Raw genomic sequence first — 19,062 nt, 5'->3', positions numbered from 1 at the left:
CCTTTCCGTGGGATGGATGGGAGCCGCGTCGTTGCGGAGTGGTCGGTGGACCTATTCGGCCGGGGTCTGCGACTGCTCGGACGTGGCCGGCGCTTCCGCACCGTCCTTGCCCTTGGCAGCGTGCTCCGACGCGCGACGCTCGGCCTTCTGAGCAGCGCGCTTGGCGTTCTGCTCACCCTTGACGTCGGACTTGTTCTTGAGCGGGGCGATGATCATCGTCATGTTGCGGCCGTCCTGGGTCGGACGCGACTCGACGACGCCGAACTCGGCGATCTCCTCGGCGAACTTCTGGAGGAGTCGGACACCCTGTTCCGGACGCGACTGCTCGCGGCCGCGGAAGAGGATCATCGCCTTCACCTTGTCGCCACCGAGGAGGAAGCCCTCGGCGCGCTTGCGCTTCGTCTCGTAGTCGTGCGTGTCGATCTTCAGGCGGAAACGGACTTCCTTGAGGTCCGTGTTGACCTGGTTGCGACGCGCTTCCTTGGCCTTCTGAGCGGCCTCGTACTTGAACTTTCCGTAGTCCATGATCTTGGCCACGGGCGGCTTCGAGTTCGGCGCGACCTCGACCAGATCCAGCTCGGCTTCCTGCGCGAGGCGCAGTGCGACGGCGATGGGGACAACGCCGACCTGCTCGCCCTGGGGGCCGACGAGTCGGACCTCGGGGACGCGGATTCGGTCGTTGGTACGGGGATCGGGAATGCGGAGCTCCTTCAATCAGGTGGTGGCCGTCCGGGGCATCTGCCCTGGGCGACGGCACGAGAGAGGAGATCTGACGCACGGATCCACGATCCGCTCGACAGCCGCCCGACGCCGCCCCGTGGGACGGCCTGCCGCGCTGGTGACCAGCACGGCGGAGCGGTTGGGACCCGGTAGCCTGGTGGTGCACGGCCGCGGGTGGGAGAGACTCCTCTTTCAAGACGCAGTTCGAGCACCCGAGGGCGCACGGACAGCATCTGCCGCGACAGAGTCTAGCAGAGGAGCACCGTGACCGACACCCCGCCGAACGAGCCCACCGGCGCCGACGAGGCCCGTGACATCGCGGAGGTGCCGGCCGTCGAGCTCATCAACACCGTCGCGGTGCACCTGCTCAGTGCCGCGGCGGTGAAGGTCGGGCTGGCCGACGACCCGCAGGAACAGACCGACCTCGACGAGGCACGCAAGCTCATCACCGCGCTCGCCGGCCTCGTCACCGCGGCGGCGACCGAGATCGGCGACCACCACGCCCGCCCCCTCCGCGACGGGCTCCGGTCGGTCCAGCTCGCGTTCCGCGAGGCGTCGACGATCCAGGACGCACCGGGCGCGGGACCGGGCGAGAAGTACACCGGCCCCGTCAACTGAGTCACGTGACCGGTGACGGACGGGAGGCGCGGGGCGGACGGCACCGCGCCTCCCGTCCGTCAGGCGGTCGCGTTCGCGAGCCGCTGCTCCGACCGACGGATCACGACGCGCTGCGCGCGACCAGCCGCTCGACCGCGGCGAGTGGGATGCCGACCCAGCCGGGCCGGTTCCGGGTCTCGTAGACGACCTCGTACACGGCCTTGTCCAGCTCGAACGCGTCGAGCAGCTCGCGGTGCACACGGAGGTCGGTGCCCGTCCCCCGCTGGTACCCGTCGAGGAACGCCGAACGGGCGCTGTGTGCCCACTCGCCCGCGTCCACGGGGTCGGCGTCCTGGGCGAGTGCACCCGCGACGTAGTCGAAGGACCGCAGCATGCCGGCGACGTCGCGGAGTGTGACGTCCGGGAGCGATCGTTCGGCGAGCGGCCGGAGCGGTTCACCCTCGAAGTCGAGGAACACCCATCCACGCGGCTCGGGCGCCGCGAGCACCTGACCGAGATGCAGGTCGCCGTGGATGCGCTGGAGGTCGGGCCACGCCGCCTGCTCGGCGCGGGCGTACACGGACCGTACGGCGTCGAGGTGGTCCGCGACCGCGGGGGCTTCGCGGGCGGCAGCGGCCAGGCGACGGTGCATGGCGTCGATCGCGGCCGTCCGGCGTTCCTCGTCGGCGGGTTCGGTGGGGAGTGCCGTGGCGAGCGTCCGGTGCACCTCGGCGAGCGCGGCGCCGAGTCGGTCGGCCGCGGACGAGGACGAGGTCCCCGCACGCGCGTCACGGAGTGCGACGCGCCAGGCGTCCTCGAGACCGGGGAGGAACTCCTGCGCGAAGGCGAGGTGGCCGGTCGCGGTGCCGTCGGGCCTGCCTGCGTCGGGCCAGGTGCCGCGGAGCGCCCCGTAGACGCGGGGGACGCGTGCGCTGCCGGCTGCCGACAGGGCGAGCTGCGTGGTGACGTCCGGGTTGTCGCCGTGGTGCAGGACCCGGAACACCTTCACGATGACCTGCTCACCGGAGTCGGTGTCGCAGATGATCGAGGTGTTCGACTGTTCGCCGCTGAGCACCCGGGAGGCGGTCACGGTCCCGATCGGTCGGAGGCTCTGGGCGTCGGCGTCGATGCGGGCGGCGAGCTCGCGCACCCACTCCTGGTCGGTGGTGGCGTCGCGGACCGCTCCGTCGGCGCCGAGCGTCACGGGCGCCTGGTACAGGACCGGGCCGGTGGGGGCCTCGTCGAGCACGAGCCGCGTGCCGTCGTCCTGCGCGACGGTGTGCAGACGGGGCTCGGCACCCTTCGCCGTGTACCAGCGCTGGTGGGCGATCCAGCCCTCGAGCGTTCCGTCGGTCAGCTCGCCGGTGGGGGCGTCGGGCACGTGGTCGCTCATGCGGCGAACGGTACGCGCCGCGGCCTGGGGCGGTACGAGGCTGTGGCTCCGGAGGCGACGACGATCATCCCTCCACAGCACTGAGGGCGGACGCGGTCGTCCACGGAACGCGACGGGGGCGATGACGTGCGGACCGGCGCGGACGAGACTCGACGGCATGCAGACCACGCACCAGGAGCCGCTCGGCCACACCGGACCCCGCTGCACGTGGCGCATCGGCGACGACCGTCGACTGCCCGCGCTCGAACCCTTCGCGGACGACGTCCGTCGCCGCGACGCCGTCGTGCTGCGGGAGACGCTCTGGGACACGGACGACCGAGTCCTCGCGGCCGAGGGCGTCGAGCTGCTCCGCTCCGACACCGGGTGGTGGATCGACCGGGGCGCCGGGCCCGTGCCGTTGACGGGGGACCTCGACCGAGGGGCACCCCCGGCGGACGGGGCGGCACCGGCAGGAACGGACGACGTGCCGCGCGACGCGGTCGAGGTGTTCCTCCGCGGCCGCGCACTCCGGACCGTCCGGGTGCGGGACACCACCACGGTGCTCGTCGAACTCCGCGGTCGCGACGGACGACTCCGGGCCGAGGTGGCCGACGTCCGCGTGGACGAGGGCGATCCGGACACCGCGCTGCTCCGGTCCGCGCGGTGGTGGGCGCTGAGCGACGACGGACGATCGGGACCGGTCGCCCGCGCGGCCGAACGGGCACTCGCGGACGCGGCCGAACCCGCGGCCGATGCCGCCGACGCGGCACGAGCGCCCCGGATGCCGCCGGCACGTCGGAGCGGGACGTCCGGACGACCTCGACGCGGGTCGGCCGCCGCCGCCCTCCGCGCGGTGCTCCGGTCGTTGCGGGCCGACCTCGTCGCCGTCGACCCGCGCGTCCGGGCCGACGAACGCGAGGCGGTGCACGACCTCCGGAAGGTGCTGCGCCGGCTGCGGAGCGTGCTGGCGGCCTACCGCGGTGCACTCGACCGTGGTGCGACCGAGACCCTCCGCGCCGAGCTCGCCGAGGTCGCCCGGGTGGCCGGGGTGGCGCGTGACGCCGAGGTCCTGCGCGACCGGCTGCTGCGGTCGGCCGCCCGCGCTCCCGAGGGGTACGTCGACGCCCTCACCCTCGACCGGATCGGCTCGCACGCGGACGCCACCCGATCGGCGGCGGCACGGGAACTCCGACGAACGCTGCGCTCGGCGACCTGGTTCCGAGCGCTGGACCACCTCGACGACCTCGTCGAGCGCACACCGCGGGGTCCCCACGCCGACGACGACGCCGCAGCCTTCGCCGTGCGACGGATCAGGAAGGAGCGGGCGCGCGTCGCGAAACGGCTCACCGGCGGCGTGGAGGGGCTGGAGGACCTGCACGAGGTCCGGAAGGCCGCGCGCCGGCTCCGGTACGCCCTGCAGGCGGCGGGCAGTGCTCCGGACCTCGGGAAGCGGTACCTCGGTCGGCTGCAGCGGGTGCAGGAGTCGCTGGGCGAGGTGCTCGACGCCGACCACGCCGTGGTCGCCTACCGGCAGCTGGCGGTGCGCGCGGCGGAGCGGGGCGAGGACACGTTCGGGTACGGCGCGCTGGCGACGACCGAGCACGCCGTCGTCGAGCGGGGCTGGGTGCGGGCGAGGAAGGTGCTCGCGAAGCTCTGACGCTCTGCGAGGATGACGGGGTGCCGCACTACCTCGAGGACCTCGCCGCCGGACAGACCTTCACGACCCCGGGTCGCACGATCACGGAGGCCGACGTGGTGTCGTTCGCCTCGTGGACGAACGACAACAACCAGGTGCACACCGACGTCGAGTTCGCCGCGAAGACCCGCTACGGGCAGCGGATCGTGCACGGACTGCTGGGCACGTCGCTCTGCCTCGGGCTCATCGCCCGCACCGGCGTCTTCGAGGGGTCGGCCGTGGCGCTGCTCGGCATCGACCAGTGGCGGTTCACGGCTCCGGTGTTCATCGGGGACACGGTGACGTGCGAGGTCGAGATCCTGTCCACGCGGCTGACGAGTTCCGGACGGACCGGCATCGTCGAACGGACGGTGTCGCTGCGGAACCAGCGGGGCGAGGTCGTGCAGCAGGGACGGATGGACGTCATGGTCCTGACGCGCGACGCCGCCATCGGCTGATCCCACGCGCTCGTCGAGCTCTGGCAAACCCCGTCACCTCTTTACAACGATGTACAACGACGCCAGCATGGAGGCATGAGCACGCTCGACGGCACCGTCGCCGCACCTGACACCGCATCCTCGTCGCCCCTGCCGCTCGCCTCCCGGCAGGACGGCACGTACCCCCGCCCCCAGCTGGTCCGTGCGCGCTGGGCCGACCTCGACGGCACCTGGTCCTTCCGGAACGACGGCGACGACCCGGCGTGGCGAGCGGGCTTCCCGGACGCGCGGGACATCGTCGTCCCGTTCCCGCCGGAGTCGGTCGCGTCGGGGATCGACGAGCCCGGCTTCCACCCCGTCGTCTGGTACGCCCGGACGATCACGCGCAGCGACCTCGACGCGGCCGGCCACGGCGAAGCGGCACCCCGACTCGTCCTGCACTTCGGCGCGGTCGACTACCGCGCCCGCTTCTGGATCGACGGACGGTTCATCGGGGAGCACGAGGGCGGACACACCCCGTTCTCGTTCGACGTCACCGAGGCGCTCGCTGGCGCCCCGGACGCCGAGCACACCCTCGTCGTCCGGGCCGAGGACGACCCGCACGACGTCACGCAGCCCCGCGGCAAGCAGGACTGGCACGAGGACCCGCACGCGATCTGGTACCGCCGGACCACCGGGATCTGGCAGACGGTCTGGCTCGAGGCCGTGCCCACGGTGTCGATCGCGTCCCTCCGCTGGACGAACGTCGACCACCAGACCGTCCGGCTGACCGTCCGCACCGCCGGCGCTCCCACGGGCGGCGAGCGCCTCCGCGTCGTCGCACGGTGGGACGAGCGCGACGAGCACCTCGCCACGGTCGAGTCCGTGCTGCCCCGGCACGCCGACGAGTTCGACGTCGTCGTGCCCGTCGCCCGGCAGACGAACGGGCAGGCCGAGGACGAACTGCACTGGACCCCCGAGACGCCCCGGCTCGTCGACGCGACCGTCACCCTGCTGCCCGCGGACGCGTCCGACCCGATCGACGTCGTCGCCTCCTACTTCGGCGTCCGCACGGTGGGCACGGACGGTGGTGCGTTCCTGCTGAACGGTCGGCGCTACGACGTCCGGAGCGTCCTCAACCAGGGCTACTGGCCGGAGTCCCACATCGCCGCCCCGTCGCGCGAGGCCCTCCGCCGCGAGGTCGAGCTCATCAAGGAGCTCGGCTTCAACGCCGCCCGGAACCACCAGAAGATCGAGGACCCCCGCTTCCTGTACTGGGCGGACCGCCTCGGGATCCTGGTGTGGGGCGAGGCGCCCGGCGCCTACGCGTTCTCCCCCCGCGCGGTGCAGCGGCTCGTGCGTGAGTGGATGGACGCGGTCGAGCGCGACGCATCGCACCCGTCGATCGTCACGTGGGTCCCGGCGAACGAGAGCTGGGGCGTGCAGCACATCGCGACCGACCCGGCGCAGCAGGCGTACGCCCGAGCACTCGCGGACGTCACGCGGGCCCTCGACCCGACCCGCCCGGTGATCTCGAACGACGGGTGGGAGCACGTCGGCTCCGACATCATCACCGTCCACGACTACGAGGGCGACGGGCCCCGCCTCGCCGCGACCTACGCGGACGAGGCAGCACGGACCGCCCTCGTCGAGGGCATCGGGCCGGCCGACCGCCGCATCCTCGTCGGTGGCGCCGTCGACCACGGGCAGCCCGTGATGCTCACCGAGTTCGGCGGCGTGAACTACCAGCCCGGCGTGCAGCGCGACGACGGGTGGGGCTACACGACGGCAGCGGACGGGGACGACTGGATCGCCCGCATCACCGCGCTGTACGACGCGATCCGCGCGAGTTCGTTCCTCGCCGGGTCCTGCTACACGCAGCTGACGGACACGATGCAGGAGACGAACGGCCTGCTGAACGCCGACCGCACGCCGAAGGTGCCGATCGAGCAGATCCGGCGGGCCGTCACCGGGCGCTGACCGCGGGGCGATCCCGCGCCGGTCGCTCCGCGCCCACGTGCGAGGATCGGGCGGTGACCAGCGTGACGGAGCCGACGCGCGCCTCCAGGCCGGCCCTGGAGGCGCGCCGCAGCGGGTGGACCACTCCCCTGCTGCTGTGGCTGGCTTCCCGCGTGGTCAGCACTGGCCTGCTCGCGACGGTCTTCGTCGTCGCGACGGCGAACGGGTGGGCGTTCGCGTCGCACCGGCGGGATCCCTCGTTCTTCACGTTCTCCGGCTCGTGGGACGCGTCCTTCTACCGGACGATCGCCGAGCACGGCTACCCGACGACCCTGCCGCTCGACGCCGGCGGCCACGTGGCGCCGAACCCGTGGGCGTTCCTGCCCGTGTTCCCGGCGCTGGCGCGGGCCGTGATGCCCCTGACCGGCGGTTCGTTCTGGATCGCCGGCGTCCTCGTCGCGACGGTCGCCGGTGCCGGCGCGTGCGTCCTGCTGTACCGGCTCGTGCTCGCCGTCGGGTACTCCCACCGGGCGCGGTGGGCCACGGCGCTGTTCGCGTTCGGGCCGACCGCCTTCCTGCTGCAGGTCGCCTACGCGGAGAGCACGTTCCTCCTGCTCCTGTTCGGCGCACTGTTGGCCCTGGTGCGGCGGCGCTACTGGCTGGTGGCACCGCTCGGGGTGGTCGCGGCGTTCACGAAGCCGGGGGTCCTGGCGCTGGCGGTGGCGCTCGCGGTGCACCTCGTCGTCCGGTGGCGGACCGAGCGGCGCGCGCTGCCGGTCCGGGACGCGGTCGGGATCGTGGTGTCCGGGCTCGTCGTCGCGGCGGCCGGGCTCGCGTGGCCCGTGATCGCGTCCGCGGTGACCGGGCGCCCGAACGCCTACCTCGACACCGAACTGTCCTGGTGGGTGGGGTTCGTCGGACGGCAGAACTTCGCGCCGCTCACCCCCTGGTTCCGGATGGCCGGGACGTGGCTCGGGCCGCTCGGCATCGTCCTCGTCGTGGCGGTCCTGGTCGGCGCGGTGTGGTTCTGGACCCGACCGGCGGTGCGGGCGCTCGGCGTGGACGTCCTGTCGTTCACCGCGTCGTACGGGCTCTACCTCGTCGCGGTGTTCCTGCCGCAGCAGAGCCTGCCGCGGCTGCTCATGCCGATGGCGCCGTTGCTCGGATCGGACGTGTTCGTGCGCACCCGGCGGCGGGCGTCGTCGTGGCTGGTCGTCGGGGTGTGCCTGCAGCCGGTCGCGATCGTGCTGCTCTGGTTCCTCGGCTACCCCTGACGCCGTCCCGACCGTGGTGCGCTACGCGTCGAACGTGTGGAACCAGGCCGTGCCGCCCGGGTGCTGCACCGTGATCATCTCGTCGAGGTCGCGGTACGGCCCGTCCTGGTTGTGGCTCGCCGACTTGATGCGGATCGTCCCGTCCGGTTCGGTGAAGACCTCGGACACGATGGTGGTGTGGTCCGGCGAGGCGTTGTCGTTCCAGTCGTAGAACACGATGTCGCCGACCCGCACCTTGTCCCGCTCGTCGAGGGAGCGCCGGGTCAGGCCGAACTCCGCCGCGTTCGCGGTCAGCCACGGGTCCATCGACGGGCAGTACGTCCACGTCGCACTGTGCTGCGCGCCGGCGTCGCGGTTGTACCAGTCCGACCGCTGCTTCCACCCCCGGGCGATGAGCGTCTGGCTGACGAAGTTCGCGCAGTCCCCGCCGATCGGGTTCATCGTCCCGTACTCGCTGAGGTTGTAGTCCTTCCAGTGCGCCATCGCGTACTGGAGCTGCCGGTCCACGTCGGTGAGTGCCGCGTACGCCAGGGTCGTCGTCGCCACCGCTGCCCCGGCGCTCGGCGTCGGCGCGCTCGTCGGGGACGGGGTGGCGGGAGCGGTGTCCTGCGTCGCACCGCTCTGGCCATCGTTCGCGGCGCTGCCGTTGCCGTCCGAGGACTGGTTCGCCGACGGCGACGGCTCGATCGCCTCGGTGAAGAGGGCGACGTCCGCGGACCCCGCCGTGTACATCGCCTGGTGCGGTGCGGTGAAGGTCACCTTCGACGCGGTCGCGCGCACGTCACGCGCCGCGATCCCGCCGACCGTCACACCCTTCACGGCCGCCAGACCGGTACCGGCGACGGTGACCGTGACGCCACCGGCGAGCGGGACCTGGGCGGGGCTGGTGGACGCTGCGACCGCCTTCGCGGACCCTCCGCCGGACGCCGTGGGGCTGCCGGACGCCGTGGGGCTGCCGGACGACCCCGTGGCCTTCCGAGGTCCGTCGTCGCCCGCGGAGCACGCGGCGACCGCCAGGCCGATCCCGGTGACACCGGCGAGGGAGAGCAGGGACCGGCGGGTCAACGAAGCAGTCATGGTGCTTCCCAGAGTAGGTGACGGCACGGCATGATCACTGGCAGGAACCACCGTCGAGAGGATCAGACCCGATGCCCGAGAGCCACGACTTCTTCGTCGCAGCCGACCCCGAATCCGTCCGCGCCCGCGTCCGCGGTGCCCTCGCCCGGGAGGGCTACACCGTCGAGGACGGCGAACAGGGCGCCCTCCGTGCGACGCGCGGCAGCATGGGCCTCACGCTGCTCATCGGCGGCCTGGCGAACGACCGCACCTTCCACACCCGCCTCGACGTGCAGATCATGGTGACGCCGGACGGTCGCACCGTCGCCCGCCTGCTCCGCGGGTCCGGCAAGTCGGCGCTCAAGGGCGGTGCGATCGGCATCGCACGCGGGAACCGCGCCTTCGAGCAGGCGGCGAACGCGATCCACGCCGACCTGACGCAGGCGGGTGTGCTCACGGAGAGCGTCCCCGGCTGAGCGAGGGCGACAGCGCACGGGAACGAGAGCCCGGCAACGACGAAGGCCACCCGATCGGGTGGCCTTCGTCATCGTGGTGGAGCTAAGGGGATTCGAACCCCTGACCTTCTCATTGCGAACGAGACGCGCTACCAACTGCGCCATAGCCCCGAGGACTCGACCACACTAGCACCCCGGTCGGCCCGACCTGAAATCGGCGGATCAGACGGCGCGGCGCCGACGCAGGATCGCGTCGATGTCAGCCTGCTGGTACGCCTCGTCGTCGAGCACACCCATCCCCGCCCACTTGCTCGGCGGAGCGGGAGGCGCGGACGGAGCGGCCGGTTCGTCCGATGCCGTCGGCGCGGCGGCCGCGGTCGACTGCGACGGTGCTGCTGCGGGCGACGCCGGCGCCCGGAGGCCGAGCCGCTCGGCGAGACGCCCCTGGTCGTGCGCCGACAGGGACGCGGCGGCCTCCTCGACGTCCGGTCGCATCCGCGAGACGCGTGCGAGCGACGGGTCGGTCTCGCCCGCGCGGATCGCGGCGGCTTCGGCCTCGGCCTCCGCCTTGGCCTCCGCCACACGCTCCTTCAGCCGTGCAGCGAGCTCGGCGGCCGACTCCGGTGCGGCAGCGGGAGCGGACGGTCGCTCGACGTAGAGCGGCTTCGGCACGGCGTTCGGGGTCCAACTCCGGTCGCGCGCCGGCTGGGTGGACCGTTCGGTCGACAGCGGCGGCGCCGGGTCCGTCCACTCGTGCGGCACCCGGGAGGCGCGGCGCGTCTCCGGCACGACCGCCGCGGTGCGGGCGCGCCTCGCCTTCGCGACCTGGTGCAGCTGGGCGAGGACGGCTGCGGACCCACCCGCGGCGACCAGCCCGGCGATCCCGACGAGCCAGGCCCCGGGCGCGGCCACGAAGACGACGACCGCCACCACGAGTCCGGCCGTGCCGAGCAGGGTGGCACCGAGCCGGGAGCGTCGCATGCGCATCGCCGTGAGCGCCGGGACCGACGAGGCACGTTCGAGCACGGGCGCCTGCTCGGCGAGTCGTCGGGTGATCTCCCGCTGGCGGGCGGCCTCGTGCGCGCGGACGATCGCGGTGCGCCGGGCCTCCTCGGACTTCGCGACCCGCTGCGCCTCGGCGAGGGACTTCGCGTTCATCTCGACCCGGACCTCGTCCGGCAGCTCAGCGGTCTGCGCGAGGATCCGGAGCGTCTGCTGCAGGCGGATCGCGTTGCGTTCGGTGGCGAGGTACTGGCGTCGGGCCGCCCAGGACGGCATGAGGTAGACGAGCCAGAGCACGGCCGCGATGAGCAGGACGATGCCGCCGCCCCAGGAGCCGATACCTGCCATGGGGACACGGTAGGGGCGGCCGTTCCCCTGGCAGGTGATTGCCGGACGCGTGTTGCGCGTGTCGCGACGAATTCACCGGAGGCGAGCCGCGCCTCCCGACCGTGCCGCAGCCACGCGTGTCCCGGACGGACGGATCAGAGGCGAGGCGTCGTGTGCAGCGGCATCGCCGCCTCGTCGCGTGCAGCGAGCGGGACCGTGCCGACGCCGGGTGGCACCTGGCCGCGTACCCAGCGCTCGAGGACGCCCTCGCGGACCTCCTCGGCGACGAGCGCGAAGCAGAAGTGGTCGCGCCAGTCACCGTTGATGTGGATGTACCGGCGCCGGAGTCCCTCGTAGCGGAAGCCGAGCTTCTCGACGACGCGGAGCGACGGGGCGTTCTCGGGGCGGATGCAGATCTCGATGCGGTGGATGCCGACCGTGCGGAAGCAGTGGTCGACGGCCATCGCGACGGAGATCGGGGTCACGTTGTGGCCGGCCGCGTCCTCGACGACCCAGTACCCGATGGAGGCGCTGGCGAGGGAGCCGTACGTGATGCCGGAGACGTTCAGCTGGCCGACGAACCGGCCGTCGAGCTCCATCGCGAACGGCAGTCCGAGGCCCGCGCGGGCGTTGGCCTGGAGCGCGCGGATGCTCCCGCGGACGTCGGTGGAGACGTGTCCGGACGGGTTCGTGGCCTCCCACGTGCGGAGCCACGAACGGTTGGTGGCGAGCGCGAAGTCGAGGTCACGGGTGTCGCGCAGCCGGAGGGGCCGGATGGTGACCCGCCCGTGCGAGAGGGTCGGGATCGTCGTCATCGCTTCGTTCCTCCGGTGCCCCGACTGGTCCTCGGGGCTGGTGTCCCGCACGGGCCCGGCTGTTCCGGACCCGTGCGGGATGGGTCGACTCATTCGCCCGCGTTGAACTCCTTCAGCCACGACTTGAGGTCGGGGCCGAGGTCTTCGCGGTCCGAGGCGAGCTGGACGATCGCCTTGATGTAGTCGAGTTTGTCACCGGTGTCGTACCGACGTCCACGGAAGACGACGCCGTACACGCCGCCCGTCCATTCCTCGGCGTTCGCCATCTTCATGAGCGCGTCGGTGAGCTGGATCTCGCCGCCCTTGCCCGGCTCCTGCTTCTCGAGGACGTCGAAGACCTCGGGGCGGATGACGTAGCGCCCGATGATGGCGAGGTTCGACGGGGCCTCGCCCGGCGCCGGCTTCTCGACGAGGCCGGTGATCTTCACGACGTCGTCGGCGTCGGTCTCCTCGACCGTGGCGATGCCGTACAGGTGGGTCTGCGACTCGGGGACCTCGAGCAGCGCGACCACGGTGGCGTTCTTCTCGCCCTGGACCTCGATCATGCGCTGGAGCAGCGGGTCGCGGGCGTCGATGATGTCGTCGCCGAGGAGCACGGCGAACGGCTCGCGGCCGACGTGCATCTTGGCGCGGAGCACGGCGTGGCCGAGGCCCAGCGGGTCACCCTGCCGGACGTAGTGCATGTCGGCGAGGTCCGTGGACTGGTTCACCTTCTGCAGCTTCTCGTGGTCGCCCTTCTTCTTGAGGGTCTCCTCGAGCTCGGACACGTGGTCGAAGTGGTTCTCGAGCGCGTTCTTGTTGCGGCCGGTGATCATCAGCACGTCGGTCAGTCCGGCACCGACGGCCTCTTCCACGACGTACTGGATGGCCGGCTTGTCGACGACGGGGAGCATCTCCTTCGGCATCGCCTTGGTCGCGGGGAGGAAGCGCGTGCCCAGCCCAGCGGCCGGGATCACCGCCTTGGAAATCTGGAAGCCCATGTGGGGAAACGTATCGGATGACCCCTGTACGGGGCATGTCGCACTTGATGGGGACACGGGTTCCCGCGCGCCGGAGCGGCAATCCGCACGGAGACCCGCTCGGTAGACTCCTGGCCATGATCGCCGATCTCGGGAACGAGAAGCGCGCCCTGCGAGCCGAGCTCCGGCAGCGGCGGCGCACCCGGACCACGACCGAACGCGACGCCGACACCCAGGCGCTCACCGCCACGCTCCAGCGCTTCGCCGAGGAGCGGCAGGTCCGATCCGTCGCGCTCTACCTCTCCGCCGCCGACGAGCCGAACGTCCGGCCGTTCCTGGACTGGGCGTACGGACACGGCATCCGCGTGCTGCTCCCCATCACCCGTGAGGACGGGCTGCTCGACTGGGCGGTCGGCGACGGGTCCACCGAGACGGAGGGGCTCGCCGGCCTGCCGGAGGTCGTCGGCGAGGTGCTCTCCCCGCTCGCCATCAACGACGTCGACGCGATCCTCGCCCCGGCGGCCGCGGTCGGCCATGACGGCATGCGCATGGGGTGGGGCCGGGGGTACTACGACAAGACCCTCGGTTCGATGGCGAACCGCCCGCCCGTCTATGCTGTGATCTTCGACGCGGAGTACCTCGACGAGGTCCCGCGCGAACCCCACGACGAACCCGTCGACGGCATCATCACGCCGTCCCGCATCATCACCTTCCGGAGCTAGGGTGCCCACCTACTCGTACCGCTGCACGGAGTGCGGCAACGCCTTCGACATCAAGCAGTCGTTCTCCGACGCCGCGCTCACCGAGTGCCCCGTGTGCGGCGGGGTCCTGCGCAAGGTCTTCTCCCCGGTCGGGGTCACGTTCAACGGCGGCGGGTTCTACCGCACCGACTCCCGGGCGACCCCGAAGGCCGAGGGCTCCTCGAGCACCCCGGCGAAGTCGGAGTCCGCCGGGTCCGGGTCCACGCCGAGCACCCCGAAGCCGAGCACGCCCGCCGCGTCCTGACCGGCGCCCGGACTCCTCGGTAGGTTTGAGGCGCCGCCGACCGGCGGCCGACCTCGACCCCGGAAGGAGTCCCGTGAAGGGCTTCAAGGAGTTCCTGCTCCGCGGCAACGTCATCGACCTGGCCGTGGCAGTCGTGATCGGTGCTGCGTTCACCGCCATCGTCACGGCGATCGTGAACAGCCTCATCAACCCGTTGATCGGCGCGGTCTTCAACGCCTCGAGCCTCGACAAGGCGTTGATCGTCGAGATCCCGACGGTGGACGGCGACCACGCGAAGCTGCTGTTCGGCGCGATCATCGGCGCGGTGATCAACTTCGTCATCGTCGCGGCGGTCGTGTACTTCGCGCTCGTCCTCCCCGTGAACCACCTCAAGAAGCTCGCCTTCGAACGGGTGAAGAACGACGAGGAACAGACGCCGCAGGACGTCCCGCCCACCGACGTCGAGGTGCTGCTCGAGATCCGCGACCTGCTCCGCTCGCAGAACGGCGTGCCCGGGAACCCCGGTGGTGGCGCGCACGTCGCACCGTCGACCGCGCCGGAGGGACCGGGGATCGGCGGCTCGACGAAGCTCTAGGGCGGGCCGCGCTCGCGAGACCAGGCGGGCCGGGGCGGCGGCGGCGCCGACCGACCCGGCCGCCAGGGTCAGCGCGCAGGGGTGGCGACGGCGCGGCGCTTGCGGAACATCGCGAACGCGTACTGCACGCCGGCCGCCACGTGTCCGACGGTGCCGAGGTACACGAACACGAGCGCGACGACGCGGACCCACGGCGCGTGCGCGTCCACCGTGTGCACGGCGGAGAACAGCAGCACCGGCAGCCCGACGAACAGCAGCGCGGACCGGATCTTGCCCGTCCACGTCACGTCGAGGTCCGGGTTGCCGTGGAAGAGCACGCTCGACAGCACGACCAGCACGAGGTCGACCGCGACGACGACGATCACGACCCACAGCGGCAGCAGTCCGGTGAGCACGAGCGACAGCACGATCGCGATGATCGCGAGCCGGTCCGCCACGGGGTCGAGCGCCTTGCCGAGCTTCGAGCCCTGATCGAACTTCCGGGCGATGAACCCGTCCGCCCAGTCGCTCACCCCGAGCACGACGAGCGACACGAGCGCCCACCCGGGATGCCCGGCGACGACGAGCCAGACGAACACCGGGATCAGCAGGAACCGGATCAGCGTGATCAGGTTCGGCCAGGTCTGCCAGTCGGGGCGCTGCCGCGCGGTGTCAGTCATCGCAGGCAAGGCTACCGGCTCACCAGTGCGGGGGGACGTCCCGCCGGAGCTGGTCGTCGTTCTCGCCCTCGCGGTGCCGTGCCGGTTCCGGTGCGGGAGCGGGGTCGCTGCCCGGCACCGGCTGGGTGGTGACCCGCCTGCGTGCGCGCACCGCGCCTCCTGGCCGGACCGTCGCTGCGGTCGCCGGCGACGTCTCCTCCGGTTCCGCGGGACGGACTGGAGGCGAGACCTGCGCCTCGTCGTCCGCCCGCGTCCACGTGCCCACCAGCTGGTCCGTCCCCGGTGTCACCGGCCCCGCGGGTCGGTGGGCCCGGCGGCTCACGGGCGCGCGGGGACCCCGGACCCGCAGGGGTCGAGATCCTGCGCGCTCATCGGCGGGCGGGGATCGGGGGGATCGAGATCTCCTGCGTGGCCCCGCGGTCGACGCCGAGCACGGCGGCCACGGTGTTCGCCACCCGGTCCGGGTCCGAGAACAGCTGGAACGCGTGCACCCGCACGTAGTGCCACCCGAGCCGGCGTAGCACCTCGGGCCGGAGCCGCAGCGACTCGCGCAGCGACCCCTTCACGAGCGACGCATCCGTCTCGATCGTGACGCAGACCCCGCCGTGCGCGGCGACGAGGCCGAGCTTGCCGCGGTGTCCGAGCGCGACCGGGATGCCGCGCATCTCGAGGCGACGGGCGAGGTCCACGAGCAGCGGGTCGGAGTCGTCCGGTACGTACTCGGCGGTGGTCCGGGCGCGGACCTCGGCGAGGATCTCCGCGAGCGCGACCGTGCCGTGGCCCATGCGCTCGGCCTCGATGTCGGACGGCTGGAAGCAGGTGACGATGACCATGGAGCGACGGGCTCGGGTCATCGCGACGGCGAGGAGACGCTCCCCGCCCGGCTTGCCGAGCGGACCGAAGTCGCGCAGCACGCGTCCGTGCGGGGTCCGGCCGTACCCGATCGAGAACACGACGCGGTCGCGGCTCTGGGCGACGGACTGCTCGAGGGTCGCGACGATGAACGGCTCGGCGCGGTCCCCGATGACGAACTCGGTGAGGTCCTTGTGTCCCTGTGCCGCGGTGAGCACGGCCTGCTCGACCCGCACCGCGTGCTTCGCGGAGGCGGTGATGACCATCAGCGACTCGGTCGGACGGGTGCGGGCGTGGTCGATGACGAGCCGGACCACACGGTCCACCTCGGCGTCCACGCTCTCGACGGCCCCGGACTCCGGGTCCGGCACGGCCTTGCCGTCGCTGACGTAGTCGAGTGCGATCGATCCGTGCCCGAGGAACGAGCCGGCCCAGGGCAGCGACTCGATCCGGCCGCCGTAGAAGCGACGGTTGACGAGTTCCGCGAGGTCCTCGCCGCCGGCTCGGTACGAGCGGGTGAGCGACAGGGTCGGCAGCAGCGTCGACAGCCTGGCCAGCGCGGAGTCGGCGTGGAACGCGTCGAGGGTCTCCTCGTCGACCTGCAGCGCACGGTGTGCCGGGTCGACGGCGATCCGGAACGGCGACGGCGTCTGGGTCACCGGGTCACCGAACACGACGGTCTGGCGGGCACGACGCACCGCGCCGACGGTCTCGGCGATCGTGACTGCCCCGGCGTCGACGAGGATGACCGTGTCGAACGGCATCGTGTCGGCGATCTGCGAGACCTCGTACGGGCTCGCGAGCCACACGGGCGCGATCGAACGGGACAGGTGCGGTGCGGAGTCCTGCAGGAGGCGCGAGGTGATCGCGCCCTCCTTCAGCTGCGTCTTGAGCGCGGTCGCCTCGTCCGGCCAGTCGACGAGCCCGACCTTCCAGTTCTCGGCGAGCTGCCACGCCAGGCCCTGCGAGACCCCGGCCGCGTGCGCGTCGTCGACGAGTCGGAAGTCCGCCTCGACCCGGTCGAGCATGTCGGTGTCGGCACCGAGCAGCGCGCGGTCGGACTCGAGCATCGTCTCGAGCGCGGACTGCCACCACGCGAGCTCGAGTTCGGCGGGGACGTGGGTGTCCGGCACGTGCCGGTTCGCCAGGTCGGTGATGAGCGGCTCGAGCTGCAGGTCACGGAGGGTCTGCATGAGCTCGGTGCGCTCCTGCAGGTTGTGCAGCACGTCGGAGTCCTCGGCGAGGCGCGCGATCGTGGGGACGAGCTCGTCGATCGGCGTGTTCGCGAGCTGGTCGTCACGCGACGTGCGGCCCAGGGGCTCGTCGAGGCGTGCGAGGTCCTCGACCACGTTCGAGAACAGCACCTGCACGTCCGCGATGCCCGTCGGCACCTCGGGGTTCACACCGGCGGCGACGTACCGCTGCCACAGCACGCGCTGCTGCTGCACGCGGGTGAGCGCCTCGTGCAGGTCGGACACGTGCACACCGGGACGGACGTACTCCCGGGCGAGCTTCTTCAGCCGGCGCCGGTTCGTCGACGACATCGGGGCGCCCTCGCCGCGGGGTGCGGTCGCCGCCACGAGCTCGGACACCGAGCGGTCGAACACGACGGGCAGGAAGCGGTCGAGCGTGTCCCGGATCTCGGTGAGCAGGCGCAGGTAGATGCCGAGCTCGTTGATCGTCGTGAACTGCCGCATGTGCGTCGTCGCGACGAGGTCGTGCGCACGGCGGAGCAGGGTGGGCAGCGCCTCGGCGTCGAGGTCCTTCGCGATCTTGTGCGCCCGCTGCGCGCCGTCGCTCGAGGAGAACTTCGCGCCGTACCAGGGCGAGTCGTCCGGGCCGTAGCGGAACTCGCCGAGGTTCGCCGCGCTGACCATCGTCTCGGCGACCCGGGAGCGCCCCTCGACCATGCTCGTCACCGAGGTCTTCGACAGACGTGCGGTCGTCGACGGCGGCACCGGCAGGAGCGACAGCCGGGACAGCTCGACGAGGCAGTCGAGCACCGAGACGCGGAAGTCCGGGTCGACGCGCGTCAGCGAGCCGCGGTAGTCCTTGAGCACCTTGCGGAGCCGGACCAGGGCGTCGTCCACCTCGCGCAGGTTCGGACGCGTGGCCTTCTCGTTCCGGGCGATCGCCCGCACGACGTCACGGCGGAGCGTCGACGGCGTCACCGCGACGCCGGGCAGCTGCACCTCGGCGAAGCGGGCGGCGATGCCGCGCAGGGTCGCCCGGCGCGGGCTGACGACGAGGACCCGCTTGTTCGCGGCGACGAGACCGCCCAGCGCGTTCACGATGGTCTGCGTCCCGCCGGTGCCCGGCAGGGTCTTCACCACGATCGAGTTGCCGGCCGTGATCTGCGCGATCACGTTCTCCTGCTCGTCGTCGGCGTCGAGCAGGAGCGTGTCCGTCTCGGGGCTGCGCTCGTCCGACGGGGTCTGCTCGACCGGGTGGTAGGACTGCTCGACCTGCCACTTCGCGCTCGGGTTGCCGGCGAGGGCGTCGAGCACCGGGTGCGACAGGTCCTCGGTGTCGAGGGCCATGCCGGTCGCGACCTCGGCGAACGTCGACACCACGAGCCGCGCGTGCACGGAGAAGCCGGGGATGTGGGCGGTCAGGCCACGGAGGCGGTCGATCACCGGGTTGGGGGTGAACGAGCCGTCCTGCTGCGCGAGCGCGACGAACGACTGGGCGTCGAGGATGACCCCGAACTGCTCGTGGAGGGCGTCGGCGAGCCCCGGGTTGAGCACCGGTTCGCCGAGCAGCCGGACCTCGAAGTCACGCCCGTGCCGGCGGATCGCGAGCGGACGGAGCAGCACCGGCCCGCGGAACTGCTCGTCGCCGTGCTTCCAGTCCGCCATCCCGATGCCGAGCTTCACCGCGTCGATGCCGCGCACGGTCGCGAGCTCGGTGCCCTTCGCCTCGACGTGCCCCGCCGCGATCCGGGCGGCGCGGAGCGCCACCTCGTCGCGGATGAGGCTGGAGAGCAGGGTGGTCTTGCCGGTGATGAACTGCGCGAGGCCGCCGGGGTGCGTGGTGGACAGCTCGATGCGTGCACGCGGGTGGTCGGCGAAGTGGGTGAGCGGGCTCGTGCCGCCGACGCCGGTCAGCTGCTTGCGCCAGACGTCCCACACGGGCTCCGCGGCGTTGCCGGCCTGGAGGCGCGGGTCACCCAGGCTGATCGCCTGCGGACTCGTGAGCTGCAGTTCGGGGCGCAGCGTGCGGTCGGGTTCGTCCGTCACGACGGTCTCTTCCTGGTTCCCCCGCTGATCGTCCGCGGGCGCGCCGGCGCCCTCGACGGGGACGTCGTCGTTCACGTCGTCCTCGCCGTCGGTCACCCTGTCCGCT

18 protein-coding genes and 1 tRNA gene are annotated in these 19,062 nt (G+C 72.2%); 9 read left to right on the top strand and 10 right to left on the bottom strand.

The genetic code is table 11. The annotated features are described in order from the left end of the window. Positions 1–51: 51 nt before the first annotated feature. The gene (gene infC / locus ACTJKO_RS08355; protein ID WP_440687590.1) at positions 52–714 is read right to left on the bottom strand and encodes a translation initiation factor IF-3; all 663 of its coding nucleotides are present in this window, start codon (positions 712–714) and stop codon (positions 52–54) included. Positions 715–984: 270 nt separating this feature from the next. On the opposite strand from infC, the gene ACTJKO_RS08350 reads away from it, so the two are divergent. Then, on the top strand, positions 985–1,338 hold the full coding sequence (locus ACTJKO_RS08350; RefSeq protein WP_440687588.1) for a DUF1844 domain-containing protein: 354 nt from the start codon (positions 985–987) through the stop codon (positions 1,336–1,338). A gap of 100 nt (positions 1,339–1,438) precedes the next feature. Here the strand turns inward: ACTJKO_RS08350 and ACTJKO_RS08345 are convergent, their stop codons facing one another. Beyond that, positions 1,439–2,710, bottom strand: coding sequence for a phosphotransferase (locus ACTJKO_RS08345; protein WP_440687586.1), 1,272 nt, complete (start codon positions 2,708–2,710; stop codon positions 1,439–1,441). Between the two features lie 157 nt (positions 2,711–2,867). Between ACTJKO_RS08345 and ACTJKO_RS08340 the strand changes: the two genes are divergently transcribed. The 4 genes from ACTJKO_RS08340 to ACTJKO_RS08325 all read left to right on the top strand — a co-directional run bounded on the left by ACTJKO_RS08340 (position 2,868) and on the right by ACTJKO_RS08325 (position 8,013). After that, positions 2,868–4,346, top strand: a complete 1,479-nt coding sequence (locus ACTJKO_RS08340; RefSeq protein ID WP_440687584.1) for a CHAD domain-containing protein — start codon at positions 2,868–2,870, stop codon at positions 4,344–4,346. Positions 4,347–4,366: 20 nt separating this feature from the next. Next, positions 4,367–4,822 (top strand): MaoC/PaaZ C-terminal domain-containing protein, encoded by a 456-nt coding sequence (locus ACTJKO_RS08335; protein ID WP_440687582.1) that lies wholly within the window; start codon positions 4,367–4,369, stop codon positions 4,820–4,822. A 75-nt stretch (positions 4,823–4,897) separates the two neighbouring features. Further along, the gene (locus tag ACTJKO_RS08330) at positions 4,898–6,760 is read left to right on the top strand and encodes a glycoside hydrolase family 2 TIM barrel-domain containing protein (RefSeq protein WP_440687580.1); all 1,863 of its coding nucleotides are present in this window, start codon (positions 4,898–4,900) and stop codon (positions 6,758–6,760) included. Positions 6,761–6,813: 53 nt separating this feature from the next. Further along, positions 6,814–8,013 carry a hypothetical protein gene (locus ACTJKO_RS08325; protein WP_440687578.1) on the top strand — a complete coding sequence of 400 codons (1,200 nt, stop codon included), beginning with the start codon at positions 6,814–6,816 and terminating at the stop codon, positions 8,011–8,013. Between the two features lie 21 nt (positions 8,014–8,034). On the opposite strand, the gene ACTJKO_RS08320 is transcribed toward ACTJKO_RS08325, so the two are convergent. Beyond that, positions 8,035–9,090 (bottom strand): amidase domain-containing protein, encoded by a 1,056-nt coding sequence (locus ACTJKO_RS08320; protein ID WP_440687576.1) that lies wholly within the window; start codon positions 9,088–9,090, stop codon positions 8,035–8,037. Positions 9,091–9,161: 71 nt separating this feature from the next. On the opposite strand from ACTJKO_RS08320, the gene ACTJKO_RS08315 reads away from it, so the two are divergent. Then, the gene (locus ACTJKO_RS08315) at positions 9,162–9,545 is read left to right on the top strand and encodes a hypothetical protein (protein ID WP_440687574.1); all 384 of its coding nucleotides are present in this window, start codon (positions 9,162–9,164) and stop codon (positions 9,543–9,545) included. A gap of 74 nt (positions 9,546–9,619) precedes the next feature. On the opposite strand, the gene ACTJKO_RS08310 is transcribed toward ACTJKO_RS08315, so the two are convergent. From ACTJKO_RS08310 to galU, 4 genes are all read right to left on the bottom strand, one after another. Beyond that, positions 9,620–9,695: transfer RNA gene (locus ACTJKO_RS08310), tRNA-Ala, on the bottom strand. Between the two features lie 51 nt (positions 9,696–9,746). Then, positions 9,747–10,874 (bottom strand): hypothetical protein, encoded by a 1,128-nt coding sequence (locus tag ACTJKO_RS08305; protein ID WP_440687572.1) that lies wholly within the window; start codon positions 10,872–10,874, stop codon positions 9,747–9,749. A 134-nt stretch (positions 10,875–11,008) separates the two neighbouring features. Next, positions 11,009–11,668: a GNAT family N-acetyltransferase gene (locus ACTJKO_RS08300; RefSeq protein WP_440687570.1), complete on the bottom strand. Its 660-nt coding sequence runs from the start codon at positions 11,666–11,668 to the stop codon at positions 11,009–11,011. Between the two features lie 89 nt (positions 11,669–11,757). Then, positions 11,758–12,648 carry a UTP--glucose-1-phosphate uridylyltransferase GalU gene (gene galU, locus ACTJKO_RS08295; RefSeq protein ID WP_440687568.1) on the bottom strand — a complete coding sequence of 297 codons (891 nt, stop codon included), beginning with the start codon at positions 12,646–12,648 and terminating at the stop codon, positions 11,758–11,760. 116 nt (positions 12,649–12,764) lie between these two features. Between galU and ACTJKO_RS08290 the strand changes: the two genes are divergently transcribed. The 3 genes from ACTJKO_RS08290 to mscL all read left to right on the top strand — a co-directional run bounded on the left by ACTJKO_RS08290 (position 12,765) and on the right by mscL (position 14,206). Beyond that, positions 12,765–13,349: a 5-formyltetrahydrofolate cyclo-ligase gene (locus ACTJKO_RS08290; protein WP_440687566.1), complete on the top strand. Its 585-nt coding sequence runs from the start codon at positions 12,765–12,767 to the stop codon at positions 13,347–13,349. A gap of 1 nt (position 13,350) precedes the next feature. Further along, positions 13,351–13,632, top strand: coding sequence for an FmdB family zinc ribbon protein (locus ACTJKO_RS08285; RefSeq protein WP_440687564.1), 282 nt, complete (start codon positions 13,351–13,353; stop codon positions 13,630–13,632). Between the two features lie 73 nt (positions 13,633–13,705). Next, entirely contained in the window at positions 13,706–14,206 is a 501-nt protein-coding gene (gene mscL, locus ACTJKO_RS08280) for a large conductance mechanosensitive channel protein MscL (protein ID WP_440687562.1), read from the top strand. 68 nt (positions 14,207–14,274) lie between these two features. On the opposite strand, the gene ACTJKO_RS08275 is transcribed toward mscL, so the two are convergent. The 3 genes from ACTJKO_RS08275 to ACTJKO_RS08265 form a co-directional block, all read right to left on the bottom strand. Then, positions 14,275–14,865 carry a CDP-alcohol phosphatidyltransferase family protein gene (locus ACTJKO_RS08275; protein ID WP_440687560.1) on the bottom strand — a complete coding sequence of 197 codons (591 nt, stop codon included), beginning with the start codon at positions 14,863–14,865 and terminating at the stop codon, positions 14,275–14,277. Between the two features lie 19 nt (positions 14,866–14,884). After that, positions 14,885–15,130 (bottom strand): hypothetical protein, encoded by a 246-nt coding sequence (locus ACTJKO_RS08270; RefSeq protein ID WP_440687558.1) that lies wholly within the window; start codon positions 15,128–15,130, stop codon positions 14,885–14,887. Between the two features lie 103 nt (positions 15,131–15,233). Further along, a complete protein-coding gene (locus ACTJKO_RS08265) occupies positions 15,234–19,052 on the bottom strand; it encodes an AAA family ATPase (protein WP_440687556.1) in 3,819 nt (1,272 codons plus the stop codon). Positions 19,053–19,062 lie beyond the last annotated feature (10 nt).

The organism is Curtobacterium sp. 22159 (genome assembly GCF_052045775.1).
Classification (GTDB): Bacteria; Actinomycetota; Actinomycetes; order Actinomycetales; family Microbacteriaceae; genus Curtobacterium.
Note: the sequence above shows the minus strand (reverse complement) of the source record. Positions and strands in the feature narration are given on the sequence as shown.

Bases quoted from the DNA above. Each gene is read 5' to 3' on its own strand.
- ACTJKO_RS08290 (WP_440687566.1), top strand. From the start codon at position 12,765: ATGATCGCCGATCTCGGGAACGAGAAGCGCGCCCTGCGAGCCGAGCTC.
- ACTJKO_RS08330 (WP_440687580.1), top strand. From the start codon at position 4,898: ATGAGCACGCTCGACGGCACCGTCGCCGCACCTGACACCGCATCCTCG.
- ACTJKO_RS08345 (WP_440687586.1), bottom strand. From the start codon at position 2,710: ATGAGCGACCACGTGCCCGACGCCCCCACCGGCGAGCTGACCGACGGA.
- ACTJKO_RS08305 (WP_440687572.1), bottom strand. From the start codon at position 10,874: ATGGCAGGTATCGGCTCCTGGGGCGGCGGCATCGTCCTGCTCATCGCG.
- ACTJKO_RS08275 (WP_440687560.1), bottom strand. From the start codon at position 14,865: ATGACTGACACCGCGCGGCAGCGCCCCGACTGGCAGACCTGGCCGAAC.
- ACTJKO_RS08315 (WP_440687574.1), top strand. From the start codon at position 9,162: ATGCCCGAGAGCCACGACTTCTTCGTCGCAGCCGACCCCGAATCCGTC.
- ACTJKO_RS08320 (WP_440687576.1), bottom strand. From the start codon at position 9,090: ATGACTGCTTCGTTGACCCGCCGGTCCCTGCTCTCCCTCGCCGGTGTC.
- galU (WP_440687568.1), bottom strand. From the start codon at position 12,648: ATGGGCTTCCAGATTTCCAAGGCGGTGATCCCGGCCGCTGGGCTGGGC.
- ACTJKO_RS08300 (WP_440687570.1), bottom strand. From the start codon at position 11,668: ATGACGACGATCCCGACCCTCTCGCACGGGCGGGTCACCATCCGGCCC.
- ACTJKO_RS08340 (WP_440687584.1), top strand. From the start codon at position 2,868: ATGCAGACCACGCACCAGGAGCCGCTCGGCCACACCGGACCCCGCTGC.